Genomic DNA, 17,974 nt, shown 5'->3' on the forward strand with positions numbered 1-17,974 from the left:
TTATTTGTAGGTTCCGTAATGTAAAAAATAAAGATTGGTTTTAGCTATGCTGTATTGATAGACTGCTCTCAGATACCCGTACCACGCGCGTTTGCGGACGAGTAGACGCTTGGCAAGGGGATTAATTACACCCGCTTCGCTCGGTTTTGAATACTGTGCCTTGATTGGCCAGAAAGCCTGGTATTAACAAAATGCTTCGCCCGGCACGGAAGGTGATGTTGGCGGCTCCAGTAATCTGGTTGCTTGCTGTGATTTCTCCGGTGGTTTTATCTGTTTCAAAGGCCTGAACGCCTGAATTTACATCGTTAGCTGTGCTTTGAAGTGTAAGCGATTGCGGACAAGGACAGGCACCTGCATTAGTAGCGCAGAAGTCTGTAAAAAGTGCTGCCAAGCCCACATTTGTATCAAAACTGGCACCTCTGCTGCATAGTTTTTTCAGGTTTGCAGGATAGCAACCCGTCAATAAATTATTATAAGCACTCAATGAAACATAGCCTGATGTACTCCCCATTTCACCCAGTTCTGCAGGAATACTTCCGGATAACCGATTGTTGCCTAATGACACCAGCGTTACATTTTTTAGTTTGCCCAATTCTGGTGGAATAGGGCCGCTCAATGAATTATCGTATAGCAACAACCAATTCAGATCAGTTAAATCACCTATACTTGCCGGAATGCTTCCGGTTAACTGGTTTTCAGACAGACCAAGTGATGAAAGCAATTTCAGATTTCCAATGTTTTCCGGGATGCTTCCGGTCAGGTAATTATCGTATAGGTACAGATAATAAAGTTTAGTTAGATTACTAATGGTACTGGGTATACTGCCGGTAAATATATTTCGGCCTAAATGCAAGGAAGTGAGATTGACAAGATTACCAATCTGCGGAGGAATAGTGCCTGTTAGAAGATTGTCATTCAGATAGAATTCGGTAAGAGTTGTCAGGTTAAATAAGGAAAGAGGAATATTGCCCGTTAGCTGATTATCTCCCAAGCCTATGCGTTGAATCACAGGTAAATCTCCCAATTCGGCGGGAATATCGCCCGTCAGCCGATTATTGTCGAGCATTAGGATAAGAAGGTTGGATAAGTTCCCTAATTCACGTGGAATACTACCTGATAAAATATTCATATACAGGTAGATATACTTGATTTTCGGCAGGCTACCAAGTTCGGATGGGAGGGGACCACTGAGTCTGTTGCTGTAGATGTTTAGGTACTCCAGATTCACTAAGTTTGCTATCTCCGGGCGCACAGGGCCTGTAAGCCAGCAGGCATCCATATCCAGGTGATTTAGTAAAGTAAGGTTAAAAAATTCTACCGGCATATCTCCGGCTATGGGGTTCAGACTTAAATCAAGTACTTCTATTTTGGTCATAGTACAGAGCCCTGCAGGAAACGGCCCCGACATTTTATTATCATGCATCTGCATACCTGTCACTCGTTCTTCGCCATCTATAATGGCGCTCGTAATGCCATGCATACTGGCAAAGGTGCAGTAGGGTGGGGGCGAATCATTGTTTTTTACCAAAGACCATCCTGTTTTATTGCGCCAGTTATCTCCGTGCAAGGTTTCATAAAAATCTTTGAGGGCTGCAAAATCGACAGCTGAACAGGTAGGAGCAAGCCAGGTGGATGATACCTCTGTAGATATGCTATCGGCAGATGATTGTACAGAAAAGCTATTTAAAAAAATATTGTCAGCATCAGCAAGCAGTTGTTTATCGGGTGTTTGAGCAAGGATAGACAGCGGTAACAGGAACAAAAGGAAGAAAAGTTCTCTCATAAAACAGTGTATACAATAGGGGTAGGTTAATCACAACGCCTAAAATTAAGATTTAGAGTTTGATTGGGCAAATAAAATTATTTTCTGTCATAAAATTTCCTCACCCCTCGACATCGGCTGTTCAAAAAAGACACCCCTGCGAGAGGCCAGGATAGCTCATGCCCGCAGGAGTGAATGGATGGTATAATCAATCAACTCTACTCACAAAAACATCTGTCAAGCCCTGTGAGGTTTTGGTGGTTGGGCCAAAGGTGGCTGTGCCCAGATAATAGCCAATGGCAAAGGCTCTGCCAGTGCTGTCAACTGTTATATTATTGCCGTAATCCTGACCTGTGCCGCCTGCTGCCTGTACCCACTGGCAAACGCCGCCATTGGAGTATTTGGCTACAAAAATATCGAAGTCTCCATAGCCACTCACGGTGTTTGTGCCGAAGGTGGCCGAGTTTGTGAAGAAGCCAGTGAGATATACGTTGTTGCCGAACACAGCTACGCCGGAACCATTGTCAAAAGCTGTGCCTCCGGCTGCCTGTGCCCACTGCAAAGCGCCGCTATTGTTGTATTTAACCAGAAAAATTTCATAGGTATTGGCGATACTGGTGCCGATATTGGTGGCCTCAAAAGTAGCTGTGCCGTAGAACTGGCCAGTTATATATACATTTCCGCTTGCATCTATGGCAAGGCCATTGCCGTGGTCGTCTGCTGTTCCGCCGCCCGATTTTACCCATTGGCAATCTCCACTGGTATTATACTTAGCTACAAACATATCCGATAGCCCGGTGGCAGTTTTGTTGATAGCACCAAAGGTGGCTGTACCTTCAAAATCGCCAGTCAGATATATACCGGTGTTGTCTGCTACGATGCCTTTTCCCTGGTCTTTATTTTCGCCTCCGGCGGTTTGCACCCACTGAAAGGTACCTGTATTATCCATTTTGGCTATAAAAATGTCTGACTCATCTAATTCTCCCTGAGCATTTATCGTAATACTGGCACCAAAATGGGCGTAATCGATATAAGAGCCTGTAAGATAGACAAGCCCGCTATTATCTACGGCAATGCCCAGGCCGACATCATTCTGTTCGCCACCGGCAGCTTTTACCCACTGAAATACTCCACTTGTATTGTATTTAACTACAAAAATATCGGTACCACCATAGGTTGATAGTGTAACCGACTCAAACGTAGCTTCACCTCCATGAGAGCCTGTTACGTATACGTTTCCACTGGCATCTACAGCGATAGATGTGGCCGCTTCGCCATTTTCTCCGCCCGCCGATTTTACCCATTGCAGAATCGCACTGCTATTGTATTTGGCTATAAAGATGTCGGAAGACCCTTCTGAAGTTTTACTGATTGCGCCAAACTGGGTTGTACCGGTAAAGGTGCCTGTAATATAAATATTGCCACTGTTATCAACGGCAATGTCCTGACCCATATCAGCTCCGGTGCCCCCTGCTGATATAATAGGAGCTATACTGGATACATACGCATTGGGATCCTGATAGCTGCATAGCCATTTGCCTTCTATGTAAATGCGTAGGCATTTATAGGTAGTATCAAAAGCCAGATCGCCTTCCTGCGGGTTAGGTAAAGCCAGGATGGCAGTATAGCTGATACGGGGATAAGTGTTTTTAGGGGTGATTCCGTCGGGGGTGATAGTTACCTGTTGTGCATACGAATGAGTAAATAGCGCAAGCGCTAAACAGAAGTAGAGGATTTTTTTCATAAGCTAATAGGAATAAATGAAGAAGTGGAATAGATAATCTGAGGTATAAAATTAATAAAATATTAAGGAAGATTACTAGCAAATGCCTATAAATAAATTTATGATAGCACTTAATGGCGATTTTTATAAATATTTGATAGCCAGTTGGTTGTCTTAGAGGTCTTTGAAGGTAGCTCCGGCTAATAAATTAACAAAAAAATAACCTTAACTCAATAGGTTGCAGTTGATCAGGGTTAGTTTTGGGTGAAGTTTCGGGTGAATAGTAGAACAGGGAAGAACCATAGTGGATAAGGGAGGCATATGGGGCGAGGAGGACAATTGACACCTAAGTGGTGTTGCCCCTTTTCCCTAATAAATGTGCTATCTGAATGAATTTTGTTGCTGTGATAGTTGATAACTGGGCAAAAGAACAATTAGCCCGCAAGAAGCTCAGGATGAAAAACAGCGGTTTCTTCAGAGAAGATGAAAACTTTTTAGCCACGGAAGAAGAATGTAATAGTAGGTTTTGCGTATAAGGTAAAATCCTAACAAAGAAACGGAATTGGAAGTAGAATAGAAAACTATCTGGGAGCGATAGGTTACCCGAAAGTATATTCTACTTCTTCTACGATTCTTCTACCTTTCCTTGCCTGTTTTTGACCATTAGGCAAGGTATTTTTTATGGGTACGGGCCTGAGCTTTATTTTTGAACAATCATTGTTATTAAAGCTTTTATGAAAACTAATTTCTTTTTTAATCTCACAATTCGCTCTATTGCCACTGTATTGTTATGGCTGGTTCTCTTTCTATCTGCCAATACCGTTTTCTCGCAGCATGTCACCATTCTGCCCAGTGGAATTACGCCCAAGCAGTCGGGTGCTATTCCGCGTTTGAGTTATGAGAGCATTATGGCCTTGCCTAATCCGCAGGACGGCGATGAAGCCTATGATATTACTTTCCATTGCAAGCGTCTGTATTGCAAAAACAGATGGGTAAAGATATTGAGCAATATTGATCTGGCAAACCCATCTACGCTTATCTGGCAGATAGGGGGGGCAAAAAATGACTGGGGAAGCGGCCTGGCTACAGATGCCAGCGGGAATGTATATGTAGGAGGCTATTTTCAGGAGTCTGCCATGTTTGGGAATACAGAAGTGACCGGAAATGGCGTAGACCTGACAACACTATTTATTGCTAAATATGCCAGTGCCGGGCAATTGCTTTGGGTTCAAAAAATAGCTTATTGTTTTTCTGCTGAGTTTTTGGACCTGGTATTGGATGCCAACGGAAATATTTTTGTAACCGGGTATTTTCATAATACTATTACTTTTGGGGCAAATACCCTGACAAGCTCGGGACAGAAAGATGTTTTTATAGCCAAATATAGCAACAACGGCACTTTGCAATGGGTACAACGGGCAGGTGGAACCGGTGATGACGAAGGTAAAAGTTTAGGCGTGGATAGTAATGGAAATCTTTATATAACCGGAGTAATTAACGGGAATGTTACCTTTGGAGGCAACTCTTATCTGAGCTCTGGTAATAGTGTTTTTATTGTTAAATTTGATGCAAATGGCGACCTACTATGGTTGCGTAGAGGAATATGCTCTAATGGAATAGCCTCACACAGTATTGTAGTTGACACTAATGGAAAGATAACAGTTATCGGCTCTTTTTTGGGAACTGTTACTTTTGACTTTGATACCTATACCTCATCTGGTAATACAGATGTATTTCTGGCGCAATATAGCAGCAATGGCAATTTAACATGGGCTAAACGTCTGGGTGGCTCCAGCACTGATTATGGTACAGATATAGCGTTGGATAGTGAGAATAATCTTGTCATTAGTGGTAGTTTTCAAGGATCAGCTGGTTTTGATAACTTTGGCTTGACCAGCAGCGGAGGGTCTGATATTTTTCTGGTTAAGTTTACTAGCTCAGGAACTGTACAATGGGTAAGGAAAGATGGAGGAACTTCTAATGAGCTATGCCATTCAATGGCCATTGATGTGAATGGCAATATATATATAACCGGAGAGTTTCTGAAGCCTTCAGTATTTGGAGGCACTACTCTGTATGGTAAAGCCTATGCAGGTATGTTTGTGGCAAAATATACTCCTGATAGTGAGGTGCAGTGGGCAAAAGAAATGGGAGGAAATAATCTGGAGGCACCTTTTGAAATGGTAGCAGATACCAAAGGAAATGTTTACAGTATGGGATATTTTGGTGGCATGTTTACCTGTGATAATGCTACTTTAAACACCAAAGGGGTGAATGATATTTTTATAGTAAGATTTACAGATTGACAGGAGTAAAGTTATTAGAATATTTTGGTTAATAAAAGGATAGATTATTACTGCAAAGCCCACTAATTGATGGGCTTTGCGTGTTATTGGGTTACAGGATATAGGCATATAAGATGGTTTGCTTTTTGGTGCCAGTGCTTTTTTATGATAGATTATTTTATTAGCATTGCATATAGAAACAAAGGCCCGATTATTACACAGGTAGTAACCACTGATAAAAGCAGCCTTTTAATTATTTGTGACTATATTATTCTATTTCGCATATGATTTACCGTTATATTACTGTTGTTGTTTTATTGTTCTTTGCCGACTTTGCCTGTTTTTCGCAGAATATCCGTAATAATATTGTTGCAGATATTAATACTGACCCCAGAAGTACCAGCATACTGGATTTTATGGATTTTGGCGGGAAGACCTATCTGCTGATTGCCGGAGTTACAGAAGAAGTTCCGGCAGAATATACCAGTCATAAAAAGGTACAGTTGGCCGCTATTGACCACACTACTGGTCAGTTTAGTATAATTAAAGAAGACCGCGTTACTTTCCCGGGGGATGCCATTTTGGGGAAGTTTTATAAGACCAGCAGTAACTATTTTTATTTTGTTATTTCTAATCATATGCCCACTGATATCTGGTATAGCGATGGAACAAGTGCCGGAACGCAGAAAAAAGCTAATTATGAACAGGTAGATGATGTAATTGGTGTAATGAATAACGATTTTTATTTTCATAAAGAAATTAATAACGATTCGAATTTTGAGGTACGGAAAATAGTGGCAAACAATGCTCCGGTAGCAGTGACAACGGGGCAGAATATGGTATATAAATTTACGTATGCAGGTACAGATAAAGTCTATTTTGCTACCGTTGGTGAAGGCGGGAATGTTTCGATAAAAGCAATGGATGCCAACGGAAATATTGTGGTTTTGAAGACGATGTATGATTACATGATGTACGCTGTCGGAGAAGCAAATGGAAAATTTGTGTTTACGGCAGCCGGTACTTATGCTACTGATGGAACAGTGGCAGGTACCACAAAGATTTCTGACTTAAACCTTGTTTCCTGGTATGATCCGGCAACTTATAGGCTTAAAACTTACCTGTATGTGGCACCCGGAGGAAAAATCTGGGCAACAGATGGCACCGCCGCTCATACTTCTGATGTTGTGAGTTGGTCTTCCAGGTTATTACCATTCAATATAGGTGATAATTTATATTATGTGCTGGATAATGACCTGTTTACATTTAAAGCCCGCGAAACCAATAATATTACGCACACCAAGCTGCATGATTCGTTGGCGGTTAAAAGTTTTGCCATTGCGCCGGATAGCAGTAAGGTCTACTTCGGGGCTGATAACGGGCAAGTGTGGCAATATGTAAAGAGTACATCGGCCTTTATTAAACTCAATGCAGATTTTGAGAATATTGAGCGTATGGCTTGTATTGGCCATGATTTGTTTGTAGTGGGTAAAGTAAGGAATTCAAATCTGGGTACGCAGTTGTATGTCTATAAAAACAATGTGTTTTCGGTGTACAGATTCTTGAATACCAATACAGAAGGAAGGCTTGCAGAGTATGTAAGGATGGTAGATAAATACCTGGTTTATAAAGCAGAAAGGAGAACCAGCGAACCTGTTGTGGTTTTTACCCAGGGCTTACCTGAAAATACAATAGTTATACCGGATACGACTTCCAGAGGTTTGGGGTGGGAGTTTTTTATTAAAAACGATAGTGTTTTTTATAGTTTTGATTCTGAAGGAGTGAGAGAAATTAATTTAAAAACAAGAAGCCATAGTTCTAAAAAACTATTTGCCACCCACGATTATGCTATGAAAACGGTTAAGGTAAATCAGCGGTTTGTCTTGATTCATCAGGATGAGTTATATGAGTATAATCCTTCTAATCATTCTCAGACATTGATTAAGCGTTTTCCGAATGCGCTAAATTTTTGGAAAACTGAGTTCACGTTATTTCAGAATAAGTGGTATTTCTTTGTTAACGGATCTGATGGTTATGAGCTCTGGCAAACAGATGGAACCATTACAGGAACAAAACTATTAAAGACTTTTTTGCAGAATAATAATGCGACAATGAATCTGGGTTTTTTTGAGGTAAATAACACGCTCGTGATGCTGATACGCATTGACTATAAATCTTATCTGTGGAAAACGGATGGTACTGTGGCCGGTACTACGTTTATTGCGGACATGAAGGGAATGTTTGATCTGGAATTCAGGGGCCATTCAAATCTGACCTCAGATGGCAAGAATCTGTATTTTGCCTTGAAAGTAATAGAAAATGGAAGCGGTGCCATGCATTTGTACCGCACCAACAATGCAATGAATGGCCTGGAGTTTTTGATGAGAAGCGATGAAATATACGAGACCTATAATCTTTGTAATTGTGCCAATAGTATTTATTTTCTGGGGGATTATCCTCGCCAGCTTTGGAAGTATGACATTGCCGCAGCCACTTTATCAAAGATAGGCCCGGAGTTTTCTGCTGGTTTTTATGAAGACCAACTCCCGGCCTGTTTAGGCAATACCCTCTGGATGCCGAGAGTAGAATATAGCCCGCACCGTGGCGAATTTATTGAGGTAGTGGATCTGACTACAGGTCAGAGTAAGCGTATCATGCAGGCTGTTATCTCTACGAATTATCCTTATTCCAGACCCATTGAGAATGGGGTGCTGGTGTACAACAACTCGGTAGTTTACCGTAGAGACGATTATAAATATGGCAATGAAATGTTTATTGCCGGGCTTTGTGAGGATACCAATACCCGTAACAGTATTTCACTGACGGGTACTTATTACCATACCGAAGCAGTTACGAGTACTGAGAAAATAGTATTACCTACAGCAGTTAATCTGTTTTCGGCCAGAAACATTACGCTGATGCCGGGCTTTGAGGCGAAATCCGGTTCGGTCTTTTATGCCAATATTAAACAATGTAAATAAAGTGAAGATAGCAGGAACCGAAATGATAAAATTTTCTGCAATTGACTTTTGAATAGGCTGCAAATCTTGTGGGTTTTGCAATGGCAGGCCTTTTAAGTTTTTCGGCTTACTACCCTGAACCCCCTCTGCACTAAACAACTCACTCCCGCATTCATTACAACTCAGTTGTTCTTTTCTGCTATTAACAGAGCTATTTTTTATGAGCGTAGGCTTGTGCTTTAGTTTTGGGTATTCATTTACATTCAAAACTTTAGAGACACGTCGTCTATGAAAACAATTACTATTACTTTTCAAACTGTTATTCGCTCCATTCAGGCAGTGGTGTTGTTGGCTATTTTTGCCTATACGCCTGCGGCTTTTTCGCAGAGTGTTACCATACTACCTGATGGTATTACACCCAAGCAGGGAAGCACTGTTCCTCGCCTGAGTTATGATGCTATTGCCGCTTTGCCCAATCCTCAGAATGGCGATATGGCCTACGACCTTACTTTCAATTGCCTGCGACTGTATAAAAAGAATAAATGGGTGAAGGTACTCACTGATTCTGAACTTGTAAGTCCTTCGATGCTTGCTTGGCATATAGGTGAGACATTTGTTTCTTCTTCTAATGCAATTACTACTGATTCGGCAGGAAATGTATAGGTGAGACATTTGTTTCTTCTTCTAATGCAATTACTACTGATTCGGCAGGAAATGTATATGTAGCAGGATATTTTAAAGAATCGGCCAGATTTGATAATACAGTGGTGACAGGATCAGGAGCAAATATCATTACACTATTCGTAGCTAAATATACCAGTACCGGAAGTTTATTATGGGTGCAGAAAATAGGGTATTCTGCCATGCTTCTGCAAGCAAATGAAATTGTGCTTGATGCTAGCGGGAACATTTATCTGGCAGGGTATTACCAAGCCAGTGCTACCTTTGGTACAACTGCCTTTGCCACTAGCGGACTGAGAGATATTTTTATAGCTAAAATGAACAGCAGCGGCAACCTTCAATGGGTACGAAAAGCAGGTGGCCCATCGGACGACGAAGCCACCGACCTGGCCCTTGCCGGCAATGGAGACTTATATTTATGCGGATACATTGGTAATAATGCTGTTTTTGGAACCACAACTTATACCACTGCCGGAGGTCTTGATATGTTTGTGGCTAAATATGACAACAATGGCATTTTTCAATGGGCAAGAAAAGGCGGGAGTACACAGGATGATAAAGCAAACGGTATTGTAATGAATACTGACGGAGAAATAACTGTAATAGGCGATTTTGCAGGTAATGCTACTTTTGGTACTAAGTCTCTTGGCCACAGTGGTTATAAAGATATATTTATGATTCGTTACGATAGCAATGGTATTGTGGCATGGGCAAAAGGCATGGGAGGTTCGGGTGATGACTATGCAAAGGGTATAGCTTCTGATGCTAATAAAAACCTGTATATTCTTGGCGAATTCTGGGATACTGCTACATTCGGTTCCGAGACACTGACTCCTACCGGAGGAGCGGATGTTTTTGTTGGTAAGTTTTCTAACGCCGGTGATTTGCAGTGGGTACAAAAAGATGGAGGAGATCATAATGAATTCCCGAAAGCAATAGCCCTTGACTCTGAAGGAAATATATATATAGCCGGAAATTTCCTTTATTATTCCTATTTTGGAGGCACTAAATTAGTAGATACCGGAAGTGCCGATGTATTTATAGCCAAATATAATTCTAAATTTAAGTTGCAGTGGGTAAAAGGAATAGGTGGGGAAGAACAGGATGATGCTTTAGAGATAAAAACAGATAGCACAGGGAATGTTTATACTGCCGGTTATTATGTAGAAGAAATTACAATAGGCGACAATACCTTTTTTTGTGGCGGCTTATCAAATGCCTTTATATTGAGAATAAGAGACTGATGGAGTAGGGGATTGTTCAGATTATTCTGGTAAAGCCCGCCAATTGGTGGGCTTTGCAGTAGATGTATAACAGCATAACCGTTGTTACGGCTATGTTGATCTGTAAAGGGCCGTGGCACGCGTCCACTCGTGTAGACTATTTGTATGTCACAATTAGCGTGGGACACCACTCCCCGTAGTATAATTCTCCGAGTGCAACCGTGATACGCCGTTGCTGGTCTGAGGATAGGCATGCAACATTGCCGTTGTTTATTTCCCAATCACCTGCTTGCGGTGCAATAAACCCCAGAGGTGGAGTTCCTGCAGCACTTTTTCAAGTGATAAACCGTGCGCGGTGATAGAATACTCGACCGTTGGCGGAAAAGTATCATGTACTTCCCGTTTGATGAGTTCGTTGGCTTCCAGATTCTTCAGTTCTCTGGAGAGCGTTTTGTCTGTGATGCCGTTTACGTCTTTGCTAATCTGTTTAAAACGTTTAGGCCCCGACGATAGCGCAAATAATATCAGCAATTTCCATTTGCCTTCAACCGCTTCGAGTGCGTCTTTGATAGAAAGCATGGTTTTAGGGCAGGTACCGTTAGTGAGCATTTCAGAGGTGTTTAGCGTTACTATCTCGTGGGATAGCGCTATCCAAAAGGATAGTACTATCATTCGGATAGCAAATTTACGTAATCTTGTGCCATAAAAAAATACAACACTATGGCAACACCTCAAAAAGTACTTAATATTACGGCATGGATTTGCCAGCTTTTACTGACGGCTACATTACTATGGGCCGCAGGCATGAAATTATTCCAACCGATTGAGCAGCTAGCCCAGATGTGGCCCTGGACAGGCGATAATCCGACTCTCACCAGAGTGACAGGCGTATTTGATTTATTAGGAGGCCTGGGACTCACCCTACCCGCTGCCTTGCGTATAAGACCTGTTATTACTATTTATGCTGCTTACAGTGTAATCGCCCTCATGTTAGCTGCTATTGTCTTTCATATTTCAAGAGGGGAGGGTGCTCAGACAGGCTTTAATGTTTTTGTAGTGATTGTGGCCGGGTTTGTGGTTTGGGTAAGGAGGGGTAAAGTGGTTATTAGTGAGCGGTAGGCTAGCTACCTTGATTGTATTAATAAAAGATTATAAACTGGAAGATATATTCAAAAAAGAATAAAAACCATTTCTGTAGAGCCGAGGTGGCGACCCATCTCAATGCATTGCTTTTTCAAAGGTCTATAAATAGGGAAAATCTAGCAACAATTTACAAACCCCAGAAGGTGCTGTGTTAAAATTCACAAAATAAGCGTTCACAGACTTTATTCTTTATTTGGCTAAAGCTGATGCGGATAATTGTTTTCATTTTTTACCCCATTTGAAAATGGGCAGACGCCGAGTGGGGTTATTGAATCAATTGCCATGGTATATTACATTCTATTTGACTTTAGCCAAAACGTTTATTTCGTGAATCTTAATCATTGCGTCTCTACAAAAAAAGTTTTCTCTCCCCTAAAATATCCTCTTCAAAACCTTAAAAACCTGATGGACTTCCCGCAATGATAATTCAAAATCTGAATATTCGGGGCTTGGGTTGCGCGAATGGCAGGTGATGATTCCCCGCGATTTATCTAATGATACGATGTCTTTAAAAAGAATATTACGGTCGGTGAGTATCACCCAACCGTAGCCGTATTTGTCGATTTTCAGGCCGCCATCAAACCACAGGTTTTTGTCTACCTCGCGGCCCAGCACAATGGCTTTATCGGGGGTGTCATTCAGCCGCCCCCCATTCATCGAATCTCCGTAGACTTTAAAAGCCAGGTGAAACGCGGGGTCAAATTTATCGACCACAAATGTCACCAGCTTTTCACTTTCATAAATGCGGGCTTCCGAAATCTCGTCCAGATACCGCGCATAAGCTTCATAGTTCAGCAAAGGCACCTCTATTATTGTTTCGCCGTCTACTCGCGTAAAACGGTTTCCGTGTGTATTTATATACTCTTCTAAAACTTCACTAGTATCAATCGAGACTATGAGCGCATCCGGCTTGTTTACCTCAATTTTCTGTTTTCTTACACGTTCAATCTGCCCTGATTGTTGCAGGGATTCTTCAAACATAATTGTCTGAATTTTTTCTACAAGCTCGTCTGTCAGATTCCGCTCGCCTTTATACAATTTGTACAACAGACTAGTGGAAATACCTAGCCTGGTGGCCACTTCTTCGGTTTTCAAGCGTTTGCTTTTCTGAAAATCAATAAGGTTAATTACCTTATTATCAACGATTTGGGTTTTCATTGGTATGGATGCATAAAAATTGTACAAAAAATTTGTACAATTTGTTGAATTTTGTACAAAAGTGCCGTACATTTGTACAGTTCAATTGTAAGTCTGTATCGTAATACAAAACAAATAAAAAAAATGGACAACACAAAACCATTTCATTCTTTAAATATGATTGCGCTTCCGCCCAGTGTTTATGAGATGTATCAGGCACAATTATCGAAGCGAAAAGGGTCGAAAGAAAAGGCGTTGGCCTACTCGGGTCTCAGCCGATATTCTTATTTTAATGTAATGAGAGGCCGACACGCCAAACGCTCAACTGTACAGCGGGTAGTAAGCGCCAACCTGAAAGTGATTAAATTATTTATTAATCCTGAAACGCATCAGGCGTAAGGGAGTGAATGATAAAATCGTCTTTACTGTGATTAAAAAAAGCACCAAATCCACACAACAAAACACCTACAACCATGCACCTATCCATTAATTTAGCTGATGCACGCCTACTGCTTGCTGTGCTAATACTGGTGAGTCTGTTAGCCCTCACACTGGGGCTGACAGTCTGCCTGAGCAAACCCGAAAACTTGCAATCAAGACAGTATTATTCGCAGGATTTCGACCGGGGGGCTTTTCGTGAATTACTACTCATGGCATTGATACTTCTGCCATTTATTCTGCTGTTTGTGATTGGGAACTGAGAGACCTCCGACATAAGTAAATCTTAATACTACATTTTTTCTGCGCAATAGCGCCGGCCGCACTTGCTTTATATAAACCAAATAACAAATGAATTCAATAGAAGAAAAAATCAATGAACTGACAACGGGCGATGAGGTAATTGTCTACTCGAAAGAAATTACGGCTCATGACACACAGCCATTGCCCGAACAGGGTGTGTTTCTGCAACACCGATTCTCAGAATCGTATCATTACCCGCTCTGGATAGAGATTCTTCAGGAGAGGGGTCATAGGAAAGTTACGCTGACTTTCCCGGTAGCTAATATTCAGTCAATCAAGGTTCTTAATCAATAAAGAGATGTCGAACTACAAAATAGCCAAATCGCTCAAAGAGGGGCAACTGGTCAATATCATTACCACGCTCAAAAACGCGTCGAATCAGAACAAGGAGTTTTACGGCACATTTGTGCGGTTTGAAGAAAAGGGGAGTAACTATAGCATTATTATCCAAAGGAAAACCGATTTCAAGAGCCTCACCGATAAGCCTTTGTATGAAGAACTACGGGTAAGTGGAGAGAATATTTCGAAGATTAATGGATATTAGGTGGGTAATTGAGTGATTTAGTGAATGAGTGAATGATTAATTTTTACTCTTTTACAAATGCTCCTTGCAATGCTTTCATTTAGTATTATTTACTCAATTGTCACAATGTCATTAAATCATAAAATCTATCTCTGCACTGAGCTCATTCAATTCCAACCTAATCACTCATTCACAAAATCACTCAATCACTCAATTTTTAAATGAACGGTTATAATTTATCAAGAAGTTGGTTTGATTGGGCTTTTGAGAATCCTGATATTAATACGCCTGCGCATACAGCTTTGTTTATGTGGGTGATAGAGAAATGGAACAGACTGGGGCAAAAAGAAAAATTCGGACTGTCGACCTCTGAAGCCATGGAGGTGCTGGGTATCCGTTCGGTCAATACCTATAAAAAGGTATTCGATAATCTGGTTGAATGGGGTTTTATTGAGGTAATACAGCAGAGTAAAAATCAGCATACTGCTACCATAGTTGCTTTGTCAAAATTTGATAAAGCAACTGGTAACGCACTTGATAAAGCACTGATAAAGCACGTGACAAAGCAAAGTGAAAGCACCCGACAAAGCACTGTTAGTATAGATAAACCAGAGAATCAGGAAACAAAGAAACCAACTAACCAGGAAACAAGTCAGGATGTCGAAACAGAAGTTCCGACGATAGACACGGTGACAGAGTTTGATGAAACAGCAGAGGAGAAGCCAGAAAATACCTCCCCCCAACTTGCGCCAGGCCCCCCTCCATCAACAGAAGTGATGGGAGAAAGCGTGAGTTTTCAGCAGATATGGGATACTTACGACAAAAAAATCGGCGACAGGCAGCGCTGTGAGAAAAAATGGTATGCCCTGAGCGATAAGGAAAAGTGGCTGGCCTGGCAGCATATTCCGGCGTATGTACGGTCGACGCCTGAGAAGAAATACCGGGCCAATCTGGAAACATACCTGAACCAAAAACGATGGAACAACGAAATCATTCACAGCCATGCAAAACCCGGAAATAAAGCTGCCGGAGCATCCGCGGCGTCAGCAAAACCATTCCTTGAAAAACCAAGAGCTACTAGCGGAAACCCCGTACGCAAAAATATTTTCGGAAAAGAAGAAAAGACTGGCTGAAACCCTACTGCCTCAACTGAAAAATCTCTTTGAAAATGAAGCAAAAACACATGGTGTGGACGAAACCTTTTTAGACAAGCTTTTTGCGACATTGGCTCATGATTTTGCCGGAAACTTCTACTATCAGGTAGCTTGCACGGTTGATGAACAGAAAAAAGTCGAGGAACGTCGCCGCTACGAGGAGTCAGAAAAGGAGCGGTTGGAAGCTCTGAAACCCTTGCAATTAAGTTTTGATGAGTTCAGGGATACGATTATCGGAAAGTGGCGGGCCATTGTAATGCAGGAGGATACAAATGCCGAATTTGCGATTGACCAGTACTGTTCGGCTGAATTAAACGGCCTTCTAGACTATTTCTATGGAAGGAACCTTTTTTCAGGGCTTGATGTGCGCAAGGGTTTTCTGATAATGGGTCCTGTAGGTTGCCGCAAAACCTCAATGATGCAGGCGTTTCAGAATAACCCATTTGCTTCATTCCGGATTGTTGAAGCGCAGGAAATGGTACAAGCCTACAAAGAAGTGGGCGAGGCTGCCTTTAACTATTTTCATATTACGGATAAGCGTAACAAATTCGGACATGAGCATTACGAAATCTGTATCGACGAAGTGGGGCGGGAGGAGCGGAGTGTGATAGCCAAGGGCGCGTCATTTGCATCAACCCATATCAATTTTATAGAAGAGTACATTTTCAGGCTTTATAAGAGCCCAAGGCGATTGCACCTGATTACCAACGCCACTAGTTATGATGATCTGGTGAAGACCTATTCAGAAGCGGCAGCCAGCCGGTTGTTGAAGTTATTCAATGTAGTGATTTTCCCGGAGAACAGCCCGAATTATCGGTTGGTGGGAGTGTAGGGCTACTGTGGCACGCATATACTCGTCCGAAAACGGCCGTGGCACGGGGACACCCAGTCGGTTGAGCAGAGGAGCCTATGCTCTTAATTATTCCGTTTTCTTATACCTCAAAGAAGTATTGAGGGGAGCAGATTTTTAGGAATTGGTAAATGCATACTCCAGATAGAAAGTCAGATAGATATAGTTAATAAAAATATTTCAAGAAAATTTGGTAATAAAAGAATATTTCTGTAAATTTTGGTCAAATGTAAAGAAAAACTGACTGGTACAATTTTTTAGTATTTAAATACATAAAAAATTCTACACAATGAGAAAGAATCATACAAACAAACGGATTTCTGATACGGTTCTGTATGCGTATCTTATGTGTGCGTTTTGCACTGCTAGCTCTTACTTTATTTTCGAGGGAAAATACTTCGAATTAACGTTACAAGTCGCTATTCTTGCATTTCTTTTGATTTGCACCATAACGGCTTTAAAAATATCGTCGATTGACAATTTTTATTTTCCTCCGGTAGAAATACCGGTATCGAATAAACGCTGGCAAAAATGTATAGAATGGTGGAGCAATTTATCTGACGATGAATTGATGGTGAATATCCGCAAGCTAAAGGCAATGAATCAGAAAAATGCCGATACCCTGCTCAGGGCGTTTGAGCATTCAGAACTTTTTGAGAAGTGCTCAATTATCAAGCGTGCGATTAATTAAAATAATTGTATTATAGATTGAAAAGTCCACTTCTATCGGGGTGGCTTTTTTTGTTTTGGGAGTGAGGTGAGTTGAAGGGAATTTATTTGTGCAAATAGGGATATTATACTTAAATGGATCATTCCAAAAAAACACCACCCCAAGGGGGTGGCTTTTCTGAAAACCCAAAAAGTAAAAAGCTATAAGAACTTTCGTTTTTTTCTGGCACTTACTAAGTCCTTTTCTAATTCCAGTACCCTCGCTTCTAAAGTGGCTCTGTCATGATTGATGCTGATGACACTATCCCGCATCACTTTAATGACCGACTGGAACGAGGCAGTCATGCCCTTGGTAAGGGTATATAGTTCAGTGGCATTTTTAGTATCAATCAAGGCTTTTGCCAGCCACTCTTTATGAAGTTGCAATGAGTCAACCAAGACCTTGTTGGTTTGTTGCAGTGCTTTGTTTTGTTTTTCGAACTGGTCGCGTTCTTTGAGTTTCTTAAAGGCATGTTGCAGCCAGAGAGTGGCCGCTACAATGCCTAAGATGCCTGCGCCTGCTATAATGAGTTTCAGCTTATTCATCATGTTTTGATTTAGTTAAGTTGTCAATATCTTTTCCGCCATTGCCTACAAAATGCTCTACTTTCTCGACTACCGAGGCAGGTGTACGAATGCCGAAAGTCCTGGTCACGTTGTCTTTGATAGACAGAAACTCAATTCCGGCAAAGAACAGGATGGTAGTCATCATCGGTACGTTCAGGTAATAGCTATTGATAACGGTTTCACCGTCTTTGATATTCATCAGAAAGAGCATCATTGTGAATGTCCAGAGTGCTATCAGGAACGTGATATAGCCTAATACTTTTTTGACGAATTTGTCTTTCAATACCTTATAATCGTAATTCTGGCGACTTTTGGCCAGTTTAATTCCTGACCATGTATCGATGGCTATCATGATAAACAGGAAAATGAACAGAACACCATCAACCTGCCACGATTGCAGAACGAATTTCAACAAGGTGGAAAGTAATGCCAGAAACGAAACCATATAGGGATGGTTTACGAGCTGGTCTTTTAGCTCTATTAGTGTAGATTTCATGGTTATAAAAATGTGTGGATA

General features: G+C 41.4%; 20 protein-coding genes. 13 read left to right on the top strand and 7 right to left on the bottom strand.

Annotated elements, in window-relative coordinates:
- Positions 1-121 precede the first annotated feature (121 nt).
- Together D0T08_RS09850 and D0T08_RS09855 are read right to left on the bottom strand one after the other, a co-directional pair.
- Positions 122-1,783, bottom strand: coding sequence for a 3-coathanger stack domain-containing protein (locus tag D0T08_RS09850; RefSeq protein WP_116982448.1), 1,662 nt, complete (start codon positions 1,781-1,783; stop codon positions 122-124).
- 187 nt (positions 1,784-1,970) lie between these two features.
- A complete protein-coding gene (locus D0T08_RS09855; protein WP_116982449.1) occupies positions 1,971-3,506 on the bottom strand; it encodes an SBBP repeat-containing protein in 1,536 nt (511 codons plus the stop codon).
- A 368-nt stretch (positions 3,507-3,874) separates the two neighbouring features.
- On the opposite strand from D0T08_RS09855, the gene D0T08_RS27575 reads away from it, so the two are divergent.
- The 4 genes from D0T08_RS27575 to D0T08_RS09870 all read left to right on the top strand — a co-directional run bounded on the left by D0T08_RS27575 (position 3,875) and on the right by D0T08_RS09870 (position 9,393).
- Positions 3,875-4,021 carry a hypothetical protein gene (locus tag D0T08_RS27575; protein WP_158561236.1) on the top strand — a complete coding sequence of 49 codons (147 nt, stop codon included), beginning with the start codon at positions 3,875-3,877 and terminating at the stop codon, positions 4,019-4,021.
- A gap of 198 nt (positions 4,022-4,219) precedes the next feature.
- On the top strand, positions 4,220-5,791 hold the full coding sequence (locus D0T08_RS09860; protein ID WP_116982450.1) for an SBBP repeat-containing protein: 1,572 nt from the start codon (positions 4,220-4,222) through the stop codon (positions 5,789-5,791).
- A 263-nt stretch (positions 5,792-6,054) separates the two neighbouring features.
- Positions 6,055-8,751 carry a 3-coathanger stack domain-containing protein gene (locus D0T08_RS09865; RefSeq protein ID WP_116982451.1) on the top strand — a complete coding sequence of 899 codons (2,697 nt, stop codon included), beginning with the start codon at positions 6,055-6,057 and terminating at the stop codon, positions 8,749-8,751.
- 267 nt (positions 8,752-9,018) lie between these two features.
- Positions 9,019-9,393, top strand: a complete 375-nt coding sequence (locus D0T08_RS09870) for a hypothetical protein (RefSeq protein ID WP_116982452.1) — start codon at positions 9,019-9,021, stop codon at positions 9,391-9,393.
- On the opposite strand, the gene D0T08_RS09875 is transcribed toward D0T08_RS09870, so the two are convergent.
- Positions 9,368-9,595 carry a hypothetical protein gene (locus D0T08_RS09875; protein ID WP_116982453.1) on the bottom strand — a complete coding sequence of 76 codons (228 nt, stop codon included), beginning with the start codon at positions 9,593-9,595 and terminating at the stop codon, positions 9,368-9,370. The two genes, D0T08_RS09870 and D0T08_RS09875, sit on opposite strands and share 26 nt — an antisense overlap.
- On the opposite strand from D0T08_RS09875, the gene D0T08_RS09880 reads away from it, so the two are divergent.
- Positions 9,594-10,655, top strand: coding sequence for an SBBP repeat-containing protein (locus tag D0T08_RS09880; protein ID WP_116982454.1), 1,062 nt, complete (start codon positions 9,594-9,596; stop codon positions 10,653-10,655). The genes D0T08_RS09875 and D0T08_RS09880 overlap by 2 nt on opposite strands.
- Before the next feature lie 249 nt (positions 10,656-10,904).
- Here the strand turns inward: D0T08_RS09880 and D0T08_RS09885 are convergent, their stop codons facing one another.
- Positions 10,905-11,306, bottom strand: coding sequence for a helix-turn-helix domain-containing protein (locus tag D0T08_RS09885; protein ID WP_310586258.1), 402 nt, complete (start codon positions 11,304-11,306; stop codon positions 10,905-10,907).
- A gap of 48 nt (positions 11,307-11,354) precedes the next feature.
- On the opposite strand from D0T08_RS09885, the gene D0T08_RS09890 reads away from it, so the two are divergent.
- Positions 11,355-11,753, top strand: coding sequence for a DoxX family protein (locus D0T08_RS09890; protein WP_116982456.1), 399 nt, complete (start codon positions 11,355-11,357; stop codon positions 11,751-11,753).
- Between the two features lie 396 nt (positions 11,754-12,149).
- On the opposite strand, the gene D0T08_RS09895 is transcribed toward D0T08_RS09890, so the two are convergent.
- Complete coding sequence (locus D0T08_RS09895; RefSeq protein WP_116982457.1) at positions 12,150-12,935, bottom strand: helix-turn-helix transcriptional regulator; 786 nt, start codon at positions 12,933-12,935, stop codon at positions 12,150-12,152.
- Positions 12,936-13,058: 123 nt separating this feature from the next.
- Between D0T08_RS09895 and D0T08_RS09900 the strand changes: the two genes are divergently transcribed.
- From D0T08_RS09900 to D0T08_RS09925, 7 genes are all read left to right on the top strand, one after another.
- Positions 13,059-13,313, top strand: a complete 255-nt coding sequence (locus D0T08_RS09900) for a hypothetical protein (protein WP_116982458.1) — start codon at positions 13,059-13,061, stop codon at positions 13,311-13,313.
- A 74-nt stretch (positions 13,314-13,387) separates the two neighbouring features.
- Positions 13,388-13,615 (top strand): hypothetical protein, encoded by a 228-nt coding sequence (locus D0T08_RS27430; RefSeq protein ID WP_147322744.1) that lies wholly within the window; start codon positions 13,388-13,390, stop codon positions 13,613-13,615.
- An 88-nt stretch (positions 13,616-13,703) separates the two neighbouring features.
- Positions 13,704-13,949 carry a hypothetical protein gene (locus tag D0T08_RS09905; protein WP_116982459.1) on the top strand — a complete coding sequence of 82 codons (246 nt, stop codon included), beginning with the start codon at positions 13,704-13,706 and terminating at the stop codon, positions 13,947-13,949.
- 4 nt (positions 13,950-13,953) lie between these two features.
- Positions 13,954-14,199, top strand: coding sequence for a hypothetical protein (locus D0T08_RS09910; protein WP_116982460.1), 246 nt, complete (start codon positions 13,954-13,956; stop codon positions 14,197-14,199).
- Positions 14,200-14,399: 200 nt separating this feature from the next.
- On the top strand, positions 14,400-15,311 hold the full coding sequence (locus D0T08_RS09915; RefSeq protein ID WP_116982461.1) for a hypothetical protein: 912 nt from the start codon (positions 14,400-14,402) through the stop codon (positions 15,309-15,311).
- Positions 15,312-15,366: 55 nt separating this feature from the next.
- Positions 15,367-16,164 carry a hypothetical protein gene (locus D0T08_RS09920; RefSeq protein WP_116982462.1) on the top strand — a complete coding sequence of 266 codons (798 nt, stop codon included), beginning with the start codon at positions 15,367-15,369 and terminating at the stop codon, positions 16,162-16,164.
- Between the two features lie 307 nt (positions 16,165-16,471).
- On the top strand, positions 16,472-16,873 hold the full coding sequence (locus D0T08_RS09925; protein ID WP_116982463.1) for a hypothetical protein: 402 nt from the start codon (positions 16,472-16,474) through the stop codon (positions 16,871-16,873).
- Positions 16,874-17,052: 179 nt separating this feature from the next.
- On the opposite strand, the gene D0T08_RS09930 is transcribed toward D0T08_RS09925, so the two are convergent.
- Both D0T08_RS09930 and D0T08_RS09935 read right to left on the bottom strand, forming a co-directional pair.
- Positions 17,053-17,439 (bottom strand): hypothetical protein, encoded by a 387-nt coding sequence (locus tag D0T08_RS09930; RefSeq protein ID WP_116982464.1) that lies wholly within the window; start codon positions 17,437-17,439, stop codon positions 17,053-17,055.
- Positions 17,429-17,953: a phage holin family protein gene (locus tag D0T08_RS09935; RefSeq protein WP_116982465.1), complete on the bottom strand. Its 525-nt coding sequence runs from the start codon at positions 17,951-17,953 to the stop codon at positions 17,429-17,431. The genes D0T08_RS09930 and D0T08_RS09935 overlap by 11 nt, the downstream gene beginning before the upstream one ends.
- Between the last annotated feature and the right edge of the window lie 21 nt (positions 17,954-17,974).

This window comes from Emticicia sp. C21 (genome assembly GCF_003418935.1).
Classification (GTDB): domain Bacteria; phylum Bacteroidota; class Bacteroidia; order Cytophagales; family Spirosomataceae; genus Emticicia.